Consider the following 11909-nt stretch of genomic DNA (forward strand, 5'->3'; position numbering starts at 1 on the left):
TTGCTTCGTTCGCGCCTGATTTCAGCTACGAATGTTCTTTTGAACCGCCATCGGGTGATTTACCCGCGGGCGGTCTTGACGCGACGTTTTCCCAAACGCAATCTCCGCTATGCACATCTGTCGACCGCCTTGGAGGAGGGGGGTCACCGTTGTCGCAGGCGGCCGGAGGAGGAGTGACCCGCCGGCTTTTTTGGAGGGAAAAAGCGAAATGTCGATTCTTCTAGGTGTTATCGCGTGCGGATTGCTCTCGGTGGTTTATGCCATCTGGACAACCCGGTCGGTGCTTGCCGCCGACCAGGGAAATGCACGCATGCAGGAAATTGCGGGTTATATTCGAGAAGGTGCGCAAGCCTATCTAGCGCGCCAATATATGACTATCGCCGTTGTCGGCGTCATCGTTTTCATCGCGGCCTGGCTTTTGCTATCGGCCGAAGCCGCTTTTGGTTTTCTGATCGGTGCGGTCCTGTCGGGCGCTGCCGGTTTCATTGGTATGCATGTTTCCGTGCGGGCCAATGTTCGCACCGCGCAGGCCTCGTCGCATAGCCTGTCGGCCGGTCTTGATATCGCCTTCAAGTCGGGCGCCATCACCGGCATGCTGGTCGCTGGCCTCGCATTGCTCGGCGTTTCCATCTATTTCTACGTGCTGACCATCGTGCTTGGCCATGAGCCGGGCTCGCGCGATGTCATCGATGCGCTGGTGTCGCTCGGTTTCGGCGCATCGCTGATTTCGATCTTCGCCCGTCTCGGCGGCGGCATTTTCACCAAGGGTGCCGACGTCGGCGGCGACCTCGTCGGCAAGGTGGAAGCCGGCATTCCCGAAGACGATCCGCGCAATCCCGCGACCATTGCCGACAATGTCGGCGATAACGTCGGTGATTGCGCCGGCATGGCCGCCGACCTGTTCGAAACCTATGCGGTCTCCGTCGTCGCCACCATGGTTCTCGCCGCGATCTTCTTCGCCGGCACGCCGGTCCTCGCATCTGCCATGGTCTATCCCCTGGCGATCTGCGGCACCTGCATCATCACCTCGATCATCGGCACCTTCTTCGTCAAGCTCGGCACCAATGGTTCGATCATGGGGGCGCTCTACAAAGGGCTGATCGCCACCGGTCTGCTGTCGATCATCGGTCTCGGCGTGGCCACCTCGCTGACCATCGGCTGGGGTTCGATTGGCACTGTCGCAGGTTTCGATATCACCGGAAAGAACCTGTTCCTTTGCGGTATCGTCGGGCTGATCGTCACGGCGCTGATCGTCGTGATCACCGAATACTACACCGGCACCAACAAGCGGCCGGTCAATTCCATCGCCCAGGCGTCGGTCACCGGTCACGGCACCAACGTCATCCAGGGTCTGGCCGTCTCGCTCGAATCGACGGCGCTGCCGGCAATCGTCATCGTCGGCGGCATTCTCGCCACCTACCAGCTCGGCGGCCTGTTCGGCACCGGCATTGCGGTCACCGCCATGCTCGGCCTTGCCGGCATGATCGTGGCACTCGATGCCTTCGGCCCGGTCACCGACAATGCCGGCGGCATCGCTGAGATGTCGCATCTGCCGCCGGAAGTGCGCAAATCGACCGATGCGCTGGATGCTGTCGGCAACACCACCAAGGCGGTCACGAAAGGCTACGCCATCGGCTCGGCCGGTCTCGGCGCGCTGGTGCTGTTTGCCGCCTATTCGAACGACTTGAAGTATTTCGCAGCGCACGGCGATCAGTTCCCCTATTTTGCCGATGTGGGGCCGATCTCCTTCGATCTCTCCAACCCCTACGTCGTCGCCGGGCTGCTGTTCGGCGGCCTGATCCCCTATCTCTTCGGCGGCATCGCCATGACGGCCGTCGGCCGTGCGGCGGGCGCGATCGTCGAGGAGGTGCGCAGGCAGTTTCGCGAGAAGCCGGGCATCATGCTGGGCACGGAGCGTCCAGACTACGGCCGCGCCGTCGACCTTCTGACCAAGGCGGCCATCCGCGAGATGATCGTCCCGTCGCTGCTGCCGGTGCTGGCGCCGATCGTCGTCTATTTCGGCGTGCTTCTGATCTCCGGCTCCAAGGCTTCGGCCTTCGCGGCACTGGGAGCTTCATTGCTGGGGGTCATCATCAACGGCCTGTTCGTCGCCATTTCCATGACGTCGGGCGGCGGTGCCTGGGACAATGCTAAGAAGAGCTTCGAAGACGGCTTTGTCGACAAGGACGGCACGCGCCACATGAAGGGCTCAGAGGCGCACAAGGCGTCCGTGACCGGCGATACTGTCGGCGATCCCTACAAGGATACGGCTGGCCCGGCGGTCAATCCAGCGATCAAGATCACCAATATCGTCGCGCTGCTGCTGCTTGCCGTTCTTGCGGGATAAGGGCGAAGGCGCAACCAATGAAAAACCCGCGGGGCTCGCGCCTCGCGGGTTTTTTTATGCGGTCTATCCGGCTTATTGACCCGGATTGAGGTTGTTGAGGAAGTTCCTCGCGCCGTTGATACCGCTGCCGCCACCCTGCAGGATCTGTTGCAGGAAGGTGATGTCGCGGCCGCCGGTCGGCGTCGTACGGCTGATCATGTCGAAGACCCTGCCGTCCTTCAGCGTGTAGTTGGCTTCCTGCTTCACGATGCCATCCTTGTCGAAGTAGATCGCCAGAATGTTCTGGTCGACCAGCTTCGGCTTCATGAAGGCCGCGGCGCGGGTGCGCTTCTGGGATATGTAATAGAAGACTTCGCCGTCGAAGGTCGCTGTCGTCGATGGCGTACCGAGCGAAAGCAGCACTTGCTCGCGGCTCGAGCCGACGGGCACGAGATTGAGCGATTGCTGATCGAAGATGTAGCCGTTGTTCATGACCTCTGTGGTCTTGCAACTCGTAAGCCCCGCGGTCCCGATCACCAGGGCGATGGCGGCACTGCTGATGAAAGTTCTGTCAGACTTGAAATACCGTTTCTTCAACGACATCCCATCTCCCCTAATGAATCAAACCGATGGCCGGGTGGCCAATAAGATCTTGCTGTGCACATCATTGTGGCCTTTCCGCGATTGGGTAAGGCATTAGCGATGTTGTTCGGCACTCTTCATCACCAATCATGCACTGTGCGACGATGGGTCGGGGCGGGGCCTTGAAGCGGGCACAAACGGCATTGCAATTCGCGCCTGCTTCGGTAAACCAGCTTTCAAGTGGATGCAACAAGGCCAAGCGCGACACGGCGCTCTGAATGGCCAATTCCGGGAATTTTCATGATTTTTGGGCTGTTCCGCAAAAGAAATCACAATCAGATCATCGTCGTCAGACAATATGACGTTCTGACCGCAATGGCGCGCCAGCCGGTTTTCTATACCGACTATGACGTGCCGGATACGGTCATGGGGCGTTTTGAGCTGCTTTCGGCGGTGATGATCCTGTTTTTTCGCCGGACGCGTTCGTCCGCGACCAGCGGCCAGGAGCTTGCGCAGGAAATTATCGATGCCTTTTTCGAGGATATCGATTATTCCATCCGCGAACTTGGTATAGGTGACAACAGCGTGCCGAAGCGGATGAAGAAACTGGCGGGCATGTTCTACGGGCGGCTCGAAAGCTATGCGGCCGCCATGGACGGTAATGATCGCGATGCACTGGCCGCAGCGCTTCGGCGCAATATCTACCCCACGGCAGGCGAAGAGGCCCCCTCGATGCTTGGTCTGGCGGACTGGATGACGATGGCCGAAACGCATCTGGCAAGCGTGGCGGAAGCCGAGATTGCCACCGGTTCGGCAATCCTCCCGCAGCCTGGCGGGATCGACAAAGACGTAGCCTAGGAGACAAAAATGAAGAAACCGAACTCCGACGAAACGCCCTTTTCCTATCCGGTAAAAGTCGGCCATATCTCCGCCAATCCGGTGGAGGTTCGTCTCAAAGCCGACGACCGGGAGCTTGCCGGTCTCGCCAAGCTTTGGAATGTGCTCTCCGTGCCGACACTCGAGGCGGATCTGAAGATCGCCCGATGGAAGCGCGATGGGGTTCGCCTCAAGGGCAATGTGCGCGCAAAGATCGTTCAGGCCTGCGTTGTCACGCTCGAGCCGGTCGAATCGGATATCAATGAGGAATTCGAGCAGATCTTCGTCCCCGAGGGGTCGAAACTGGCGCGGATGCCGTCTGTGGATGCCGGAGAAATGGTGCTCGATCCGGATGGTGCGGACCTTCCGGAAACTTTCACCGGCGATACGATCGATGCCGGCGCCGCCGTCGCGGAATTCGCCGCGCTTGCCATCGATCCGTACCCGCGCAAGCCCGGTATCGCGTTTGAAGACCACATCGAAGATACAGGCGAAGATGACAAGAAACCCTCGCCATTCGCTGTCCTGAAAGACTGGAAAAAGGAATAGACACCCCTGGCAATTGAACACAATTCAGTTGTAACGCGGGGAGAAACCGGTATTTTGACGCCAATTCCGCCGGGCCCGGCGGACAAGAAGGACTAGGGACGCGTGATCAGAATTTCTCTTGACCTAATGGGTGGCGACTTCGGCCCTGAGGTTGTTATTCCTGGCGCGGCCAAGGCGCTGGAGAGGCATCCCGACATTACCTTCATCATGTACGGTATGAAGGATCGTTGCGAACCGATCCTCGGGAAATACGCGAAGCTTCGTGAAAAATCCGTCTTTCACGAATGCGATGTTTCTATCAGCATGGATGAGAAGCCGAGCCAGGCGCTGCGCCGTGGCCGCTATGTCTCCAGCATGTGGCGCTCGATCGAGGCGGTGAAGCTGGGCGAGGCCGATGTCGTCGTGTCCGCCGGTAATACCGGCGCGCTGATGGCGATGGCAAAGTTCTGCCTGCGCACCATGGCCAACATCGAACGTCCGGCGATCGCCGCGATCTGGCCGACGCTCAGGGGCGAAAGCATCGTGCTCGACGTCGGCGCGACGATCGGCGCCGATTCGCAGCAATTGCTCGATTTCGCATTGATGGGCGGGGCGATGGCCCGCGCCCTCTTCGAGATCGAACGTCCGACCATCGGCCTGCTGAATGTCGGCGTCGAGGAAATCAAGGGCCAGGAAGACGTCAAGGAAGCCGGCCGCCTGATCCGCGAAGCCAACCTTGAATCGCTCGAATATTCCGGGTTCGTCGAAGGCGACGATATCGGCAAGGGTACGGTCGATGTGGTGGTGACGGAAGGTTTTTCCGGCAATATCGCACTGAAGGCCGCCGAGGGCACGGCAAAGCAGATCGGCGCTTATCTGCGCTCGGCGATGACGCGCACGCTGCTTGCCCGTATCGGCTATCTCTTCGCCAAGGGCGCTTTCGACCTGCTGCGCGAGAAGCTCGACCCCAGCAAGGTCAATGGCGGCGTTTTCCTTGGCCTCAACGGCATCGTCATCAAGAGCCATGGTGGCGCCAGTGCCGAGGCCTTTGCGGCTGCCATCGATGTCGGCTACGACATGGCCAAGAACGGCCTGACACAAAAAATAGAAAATGATCTGAAAAGATATCATGCCAAGCGGCAGCCGCCGATTGGGCCTGAAGCGGCATGAGTGACGGGGTATAATAGGAATGATCCGTTCAGTTGTTCGCGGATTCGGGGCGGCGCTGCCTAAGCGTGTCATGACGAATCGCGATATGGAGCAAGTCGTAGACACCAGTGATGACTGGATCGTCCAACGCACCGGTATTCGTCAGCGCTACATCGCCGGCGAAGGTGAAACCACGGCCTCGCTCGGCGAGCAGGCGGCACGGGCAGCTCTTGCTAATGCCGGATTGACGGCTGACGATCTCGACATGATCATCGTCGCCACCTCGACGCCGGATAACACTTTTCCCGCCACCGCGGTGAATATCCAGAACCGGCTCGGCATGCATCATGGCTTCGCCTTCGATGTTCAGGCCGTCTGCTCAGGCTTCGTCTACGCCGTGACCACCGCCGACGCCTATATTCGCGGTGGCGTTGCCAAGCGCGTGCTCGTCATCGGCGCCGAGACATTCTCCCGTATCCTCGACTGGACCGATCGCACGACCTGCGTTCTCTTCGGCGACGGCGCTGGCGCGTTGATTCTCGAAGCAGGCGAGGGGACGGGCGCCAATACCGATCGCGGCGTGCTGACGGCAAGCCTGCGCTCCGATGGTGCACACAAGGACAAGCTTTATGTCGATGGCGGACCTTCCTCGACGGGAACGGTCGGCGTGCTGCATATGGCCGGCCGAGAAGTGTTCAAGCATGCCGTCGGCATGATTACCGATGTCATCGAAGCGACGTTCAAGGCAGCCGACGTCACGGCCGATGATCTCGACTGGCTGGTGCCGCACCAGGCCAATCGCCGTATCATCGACGGCTCGGCTAAGAAGCTCGGAATTGCTCCCGAAAAGGTTGTGGTGACGGTGGATCTTCACGGCAATACATCTGCCGCGTCGATCCCGTTGGCGCTCGCGGTTGCTGCCGGCGACGGCCGAATCAAGCGGGGCGATCTGGTGATGCTGGAAGCCATGGGCGGCGGTTTCACTTGGGGCGCGGTTCTGCTGCGCTGGTAGGCCAAGTCTCTAAAACCCGATTCCGAACAAGAGCTTGACCGTTTGGCGCAAGGGCAATACTCTTGCGACTTGGATAATAATACGCAGCAATTTGGGCGGGGAACCATGACGGGCAAGACAGTGACGCGCGCAGACTTGGCGGAGTCGGTATTCCGGAAAGTTGGCCTCTCCCGGACCGAATCTGCGGAACTCGTCGAGACGGTGATCGATGAGATTTGCAACGCCATCGTGCGTGGCGAAACTGTGAAACTCTCTTCCTTCGCGACATTTCAGGTGCGCGACAAGAATGAGCGTATCGGTCGAAATCCGAAGACCGGCGAAGAGGTACCGATCTCCCCGCGTCGCGTCATGACCTTCAAGGCGTCCAACGTCCTGAAGACACGTATCCTGAAGGCCCATGCCAGCCGCAAGGCGAAGGCGCGGCCGGCAAATCCTGCTTCCTGATCCATTGAAAACTGCTGTCGGCGTGACCTGGCACTCGTGCGGTCCCGCCGTTTTCCCGGCCTTTCTTGGTTGTTTTTCGGCTTGCTTGTGAAACAGCCGAAGAGATGACTTGAATTTCTCCCGGCAAACCGTTGAAATATGGTGAGTCGTATCGCGACGAGCCGCGGTGCGGATATCCGGTTTTGCATGGTCTGGCCCGCGTGGCGTCAGAAACATGCTGTGGGAGTATGACGATGGACAAGAGCCCGGATGCATTTCGCACGATCAGCGAAGTCGCGGAAGACCTTGATCTGCCGCAGCATGTCCTGCGTTTCTGGGAAACCCGTTTCCCGCAGATCAAGCCGATGAAGCGAGGCGGCGGCCGGCGCTATTACAGGCCCGAGGACGTCGATCTGCTGAACGGCATCCGCCATCTGCTCTATGATCACGGCTATACGATCAAGGGCGTCCAGAAACTCCTGAAAACCAACGGCAATAAATTCGTCATCGCCGTCGGCCATGGCGACCTCGCCAGTGTCGAGGCGCTTGCCGCCGCCGCGCAGGAACCGGCCCCGGCCGAGCCGCGTGTTGGATCCGGCCATCCCGACGAGGATCAGATCGTCGGACGCGCCAAGGCGCCGATCAGTCGCCGCTTCTTCAACTTCGTCAGCGGCGAAGACGACGTGCCGGATGTTTCCCTCGGCAAGTCGAGCGTCGGCAAGGAAGACAGGGCGCTGCTGCAGGAAACGCTCTACGACTTGCTGGAATGCAAGCGGTTGCTCGACCAGGTGCGGTAGGCGAGGCCTTCTGCTTCAAAACTACCTGGTCAATTGCACTTGCGCGGAACGATGGGATTAGCCTGGCTCGGCGCGACAATGGATTTGCCGTCGGCAGAGCGTGGCAGCGTCCAGCAGGCATTCGGATCTTTTTCGTCCCTACCGGCGGTGTCGCTTCTGTCGATGATGGTACTGCGATAGTTGTTGTTGTCTTCGGCACCAGGGCTATCTCCCCAGCCGCCTCGATCGCCGCCCCCGTGGTCACTGGACGCGGCCATTGCCGTCGTGCCCATGCCGACGGCGAGCAGGCATACGCTTAAGATTTTGAAAGCCATAATTTTTCCTCCGAATCATACCTCACTGGCATCGCGTTTGATGGCGACCGCCTCCTGAACCCGGCAGGCGATTGTATTTATTTATCGCCGCCCTTCAATACCGCTGGCCCAGCGTGAGCGCCGCCCTGCCGGATCAAGGGCGTGATATTTTTGTCACGAACGACGATCCATGCCAATATGACAATTAGCTTGCTATGTTTATTGGCTTGCAAGCTCTCTGCACCGGGTTCAATTTTGCTAACGAAGCGTTATTGCTTCGCCCCGTCATGGGGAGATGCCAAATCAGGCTATGGGGCGGTGTGAAGTTGTCTACCGCGGACTCCATCCCCTGATGGATATTCGAATGGAGACACCATGAACATCAAGAGCCTTCTTCTCGGCTCCGCTGCCGCGCTGGCAACGGTGAGCGGCGCCCATGCGGCCGATGCCATCGTTGCGGCCGAACCCGAGCCTCTGGAATATGTCCGCATCTGCGATGCCTACGGCACCGGCTATTTCTTCATTCCAGGCACCGAGACCTGCCTGAAGATCGGTGGCAAGGTTCGCACCGAGGGTGAGTGGTACGACGCCTACAATCCGACGAACAAGGTCGGTACGCTCTGGCATGAGCGCGTCGAGCTCAATGTCGATACGGCGACGGACACGGAATATGGTCCGCTGAAGACCAACATGATCCTGCGCTGGGAATGGAACGATGGGGGTGCCACAGCCGATAAGCTGCTGTTTGCCAATATCAGCCTTGCCGGCTTCACCGTCGGCAAGCTCGACTCGCAGTATAATCTCTATACGGGCTATGCTGGCGACGTCATCAACGATGATGCGATCTATGATGGCCCGTACGAACTCAACCAGTTGACCTACAAATATGATACCGGCTCCGGTTTCTCCGCCGTCATCTCGCTAGAAGACAGCAATTCGGGGTCTGACTCGGACAGCTACGGCGGCGCCTGGGTTACCTCAAAGGCCGATCAATATGCGCCCAACGTCGTTGCCGGTCTGGGGTATACGACCGACACGCTCGGCTTCAAGGTCGTCGGCGGGTATGACTCCATCGTCGAAGAAGGCGCCATCAAGGCTCGCGTCGACGCCAAGTTCGGCGGCGTGGAAGCTTTCCTGATGGGCGGCTGGAACACGGATGGCAAAAAGCTCAACCAGTATGCCGGCTCCTATCAGGATGAATCGGCCTGCACGACCTCCGATGGCGTCGTCCATGGGGCAAAGTGCGGCTGGGGAGATTGGGCCGTCTGGGGCGGCGTTGGCGTACCGGTCAACGACAAGCTGAAGTGGAACCTGCAGCTTGCCTATACCGACTCGAAGATCTTCGAAGCAACGACGAACCTGAAGTTCAACCCGGTCAAGGATCTGCTCATCGAGCCGGAACTGACCTACATGCATTATGATTTCATCAACGATGACACCGTTGCCGGCATTCTGCGTTTCGAGCGGAATTTCTGATCGGTTTCGGCTGATCATTCGAGAAATGACAGAGGGGGGTCGGCAGTCGTGCCGGACCCTTCATTTTGGCGCCGCCTTGACGGCATTCTTGAGCGAAAGAGTGCCCGTCGGCGCGGGAAAGTGGATCAAGTTCACGGTGCTTTCTTGTTAACTAATTGGTAATGTGAGGCTTGCGTCAAATTACCTTTGGCTGTATTTCCTTCTCCAGGGATAACACTTTAAATTGTTGGAGAGGTAATATGCGTATACGAGCTACCATGGCGCTCGGTCTTTTCGCCATATCGACTATTTTGACGAGCTGCCAGACGCCGGAGCAATCCGCCACCAGCGCTGAAATGACCTGCCAGTCTCAGGGCTTGCGTCCGGGCACGCAGCGCTACAGCCGCTGTGTCGGTGCCACCTATCAGGCCAATCGCTCGCAGGCGCAGCAAGCCGAAAATCAAGCTGCTGCGGGCATTGCCGCCGGCGTCATCGGCGGCGTCCTTGTCGGCGCTGCGGTCAGCGACAATCATCATCGCGGCTATTATGGCCGGCCCTATTACCGCCGCTGCTATCGTTGCTGGTAAGCCGGACACGACAGAATACAGAAACTCCGCCGGCGCAGCGTCGGCGGAGTTTCTGTTTGCAAACGTATTCTAGGGCCTATAGCGGCCGCGTCATCACTTGGCGGCTGACCAGCTTCAGGCTGTGATCCGGCTGGATGATGTAGGTCTCATAGACATCTTCACCCCATTGATTGGTGAAATGATGTGGCAGGCGCGTGCCCGGAGGCGATTGCGTCAGCTTCATCTCCGGCTGGCCGCGATAGGTAATGCTGCCGGGGATCGGCTGCAGGGATTGTTCGGTCGTTGTGCATGCGGCAAGCAGCGGCGCGCATAGCAGAAGGGCAATCAGCGGCTTCATCGCGTAACTTTCCAATTACTTCTTATTCAATGACAATCCGTCGGGAAGAAAGACGGAAAGGCATCTGTGAGTGTGGCTCGAACCCACTATATAGAGGTAATGTCGGAGTGGTCGGCGGCAAGGTTTTTCACGCAGATGTGCTTGGATCTACCGCTGTTGGACTTGAAGGGAGCTACACATGCGCGTGATCACCAGATCCATGGCTGTCGCCGGTCTCGGCCTATTGCTGGCCGCAAGCGCGGTCTTGCCCGCCAGCGCCATCACCATGCCCGCGCTTTCGGCGCCGGAGCAAGGGTCCGATATCATCCAGGTTCGCGGCCATGGGCACTGGCATAGCCACAACCATTGGCGCGGTGGCCACAAACGCCACGGCTCCGACAGCTATTACGACGACGACTCGGATAGCGGCGTGCTTTTCAAGTCATTCGTGACCGGCACGCTGTTCTACAGGCAGCACGCGGAACGCTACGACGGTCACGCACGAGCCTGCGCCAGCCGCTACCAATCCTACCGGGCGTCGGACAACACTTACCAGCCGAACCATGGGCCACGCCGACAATGCAGGTGAGTAAGAGAGCGAGGATTTTTCTCGCTCTGCACGCCATTTTTCTACCGAGCTGCGATTTTACCTCTTGCGCTGCCATGCCCGACAGACTAATGCAATCAGGCCTTTTTAGGCAGGTCGGGGCGTAGCGCAGCCCGGTAGCGCACTTGACTGGGGGTCAAGGGGTCGCAGGTTCAAATCCTGTCGCCCCGACCATTTATCTCCTTGAACTCCCAATCAAATTTTCACTGATTTAGCTGCACCAGGATGGCGTCTGTCCTGTCCAGCGGCGTGCGAGCCCTTCGGACACCAGCTGATCGCCGATGGAGCGGCCGGCGCGCATGGCGATGCGGAATTTGCCGCCATGTTGATCCTCGCCGCGGGCACTGCCGGAGAGTGCGAACGTGCCGTCGTTGAGAAGCGCCTGCAGGCGCAGCTTCGCGGCGGTGCCCTTTTGTTGTTCACCGGCGCAGTGGGAGGGGGCGATGTCAGGCACATCGATATCCGCCAGACGGATCCTGACCCCATTTTGCCAGAAGGTGCTGCCGTCGACGACACAGTTGGCGCCAGTCGCGCTGCCACATAGGCCGAATCGGCCGCCGTTTTCGTGGACAGGAGCGGTGGCCAGCACTGGAGCCGCGCGTTCCATTGGCAAGGATACGGGAATGGCGTTGGGCGGAACCGGCATTGTCGTGTCCGGGCGTTCCGGAACGACGACAGCCGTCCTGACCTTCGGTCTTACAGCCGGCGTCGGCGCGGCCTGTACTGCCTCTGTCACCTGCGATACATGCCGGGCGCCTGTGGCGCCGGCATTGGCCAGAAGTGTCGGCATTTCCCGGCGGTGCTCATAGGCGAAGATGCCGGCTACTGCGGCGAGGCCAACCACGCCCCATAGCCACATCGAATTGCCCGCTTTGGACTGTGGCTTTCGCCGCGTGCGTCGTTTCGCTTTTGCCATGGTGTCATCCCTCAATTGCGGGGGGATTATCGCCGTGATTTC

General features: G+C 59.3%; 14 protein-coding genes and 1 tRNA gene. 11 read left to right on the plus strand and 4 right to left on the minus strand.

What is annotated here, in order from left to right:
- The first annotated feature begins 208 nt into the window (after nucleotides 1–208).
- Nucleotides 209–2347, plus strand: coding sequence for a sodium-translocating pyrophosphatase (locus tag RRH01S_RS05635; protein WP_007692784.1), 2139 nt, complete (start codon nucleotides 209–211; stop codon nucleotides 2345–2347).
- 72 nt (nucleotides 2348–2419) lie between these two features.
- Here RRH01S_RS05635 and RRH01S_RS05640 read toward each other — a convergent pair whose 3' ends face one another.
- Nucleotides 2420–2929, minus strand: a complete 510-nt coding sequence (locus tag RRH01S_RS05640; protein WP_007692782.1) for an outer membrane protein assembly factor BamE — start codon at nucleotides 2927–2929, stop codon at nucleotides 2420–2422.
- A 279-nt stretch (nucleotides 2930–3208) separates the two neighbouring features.
- Between RRH01S_RS05640 and RRH01S_RS05645 the strand changes: the two genes are divergently transcribed.
- The 6 genes from RRH01S_RS05645 to RRH01S_RS05670 all read left to right on the plus strand — a co-directional run bounded on the left by RRH01S_RS05645 (nucleotide 3209) and on the right by RRH01S_RS05670 (nucleotide 7693).
- Nucleotides 3209–3766, plus strand: a complete 558-nt coding sequence (locus RRH01S_RS05645) for a ubiquinol-cytochrome C chaperone family protein (RefSeq protein WP_007692780.1) — start codon at nucleotides 3209–3211, stop codon at nucleotides 3764–3766.
- A gap of 9 nt (nucleotides 3767–3775) precedes the next feature.
- Complete coding sequence (locus tag RRH01S_RS05650; RefSeq protein WP_007692778.1) at nucleotides 3776–4333, plus strand: YceD family protein; 558 nt, start codon at nucleotides 3776–3778, stop codon at nucleotides 4331–4333.
- A 102-nt stretch (nucleotides 4334–4435) separates the two neighbouring features.
- A complete protein-coding gene (gene plsX / locus RRH01S_RS05655; protein ID WP_007692776.1) occupies nucleotides 4436–5482 on the plus strand; it encodes a phosphate acyltransferase PlsX in 1047 nt (348 codons plus the stop codon).
- A 19-nt stretch (nucleotides 5483–5501) separates the two neighbouring features.
- The gene (locus tag RRH01S_RS05660; protein WP_007692774.1) at nucleotides 5502–6473 is read left to right on the plus strand and encodes a beta-ketoacyl-ACP synthase III; all 972 of its coding nucleotides are present in this window, start codon (nucleotides 5502–5504) and stop codon (nucleotides 6471–6473) included.
- Between the two features lie 105 nt (nucleotides 6474–6578).
- A complete protein-coding gene (locus tag RRH01S_RS05665) occupies nucleotides 6579–6917 on the plus strand; it encodes an integration host factor subunit alpha (protein WP_007692773.1) in 339 nt (112 codons plus the stop codon).
- A 227-nt stretch (nucleotides 6918–7144) separates the two neighbouring features.
- Nucleotides 7145–7693, plus strand: coding sequence for a MerR family transcriptional regulator (locus RRH01S_RS05670; protein ID WP_012651214.1), 549 nt, complete (start codon nucleotides 7145–7147; stop codon nucleotides 7691–7693).
- A gap of 29 nt (nucleotides 7694–7722) precedes the next feature.
- Here the strand turns inward: RRH01S_RS05670 and RRH01S_RS05675 are convergent, their stop codons facing one another.
- Nucleotides 7723–8007, minus strand: coding sequence for a hypothetical protein (locus RRH01S_RS05675; RefSeq protein ID WP_007692771.1), 285 nt, complete (start codon nucleotides 8005–8007; stop codon nucleotides 7723–7725).
- Nucleotides 8008–8361: 354 nt separating this feature from the next.
- On the opposite strand from RRH01S_RS05675, the gene RRH01S_RS05680 reads away from it, so the two are divergent.
- Together RRH01S_RS05680 and RRH01S_RS05685 are read left to right on the plus strand one after the other, a co-directional pair.
- On the plus strand, nucleotides 8362–9462 hold the full coding sequence (locus tag RRH01S_RS05680) for a porin (RefSeq protein WP_007692770.1): 1101 nt from the start codon (nucleotides 8362–8364) through the stop codon (nucleotides 9460–9462).
- A gap of 239 nt (nucleotides 9463–9701) precedes the next feature.
- Nucleotides 9702–10028 (plus strand): hypothetical protein, encoded by a 327-nt coding sequence (locus RRH01S_RS05685; RefSeq protein ID WP_007692768.1) that lies wholly within the window; start codon nucleotides 9702–9704, stop codon nucleotides 10026–10028.
- A gap of 76 nt (nucleotides 10029–10104) precedes the next feature.
- Here the strand turns inward: RRH01S_RS05685 and RRH01S_RS05690 are convergent, their stop codons facing one another.
- Nucleotides 10105–10365, minus strand: coding sequence for a hypothetical protein (locus RRH01S_RS05690; RefSeq protein WP_007692766.1), 261 nt, complete (start codon nucleotides 10363–10365; stop codon nucleotides 10105–10107).
- A 178-nt stretch (nucleotides 10366–10543) separates the two neighbouring features.
- Between RRH01S_RS05690 and RRH01S_RS05695 the strand changes: the two genes are divergently transcribed.
- Nucleotides 10544–10933 carry a BA14K family protein gene (locus tag RRH01S_RS05695; protein WP_007692763.1) on the plus strand — a complete coding sequence of 130 codons (390 nt, stop codon included), beginning with the start codon at nucleotides 10544–10546 and terminating at the stop codon, nucleotides 10931–10933.
- A gap of 115 nt (nucleotides 10934–11048) precedes the next feature.
- Nucleotides 11049–11125, plus strand: a tRNA-Pro gene (locus RRH01S_RS05700).
- 37 nt (nucleotides 11126–11162) lie between these two features.
- On the opposite strand, the gene RRH01S_RS05705 is transcribed toward RRH01S_RS05700, so the two are convergent.
- On the minus strand, nucleotides 11163–11867 hold the full coding sequence (locus RRH01S_RS05705) for a thermonuclease family protein (protein ID WP_007692762.1): 705 nt from the start codon (nucleotides 11865–11867) through the stop codon (nucleotides 11163–11165).
- Nucleotides 11868–11909: the final 42 nt, after the last annotated feature.

Source organism: Rhizobium rhizogenes NBRC 13257 (assembly GCF_000696095.1).
Taxonomy (GTDB): Bacteria; Pseudomonadota; Alphaproteobacteria; order Rhizobiales; family Rhizobiaceae; genus Rhizobium; species Rhizobium rhizogenes.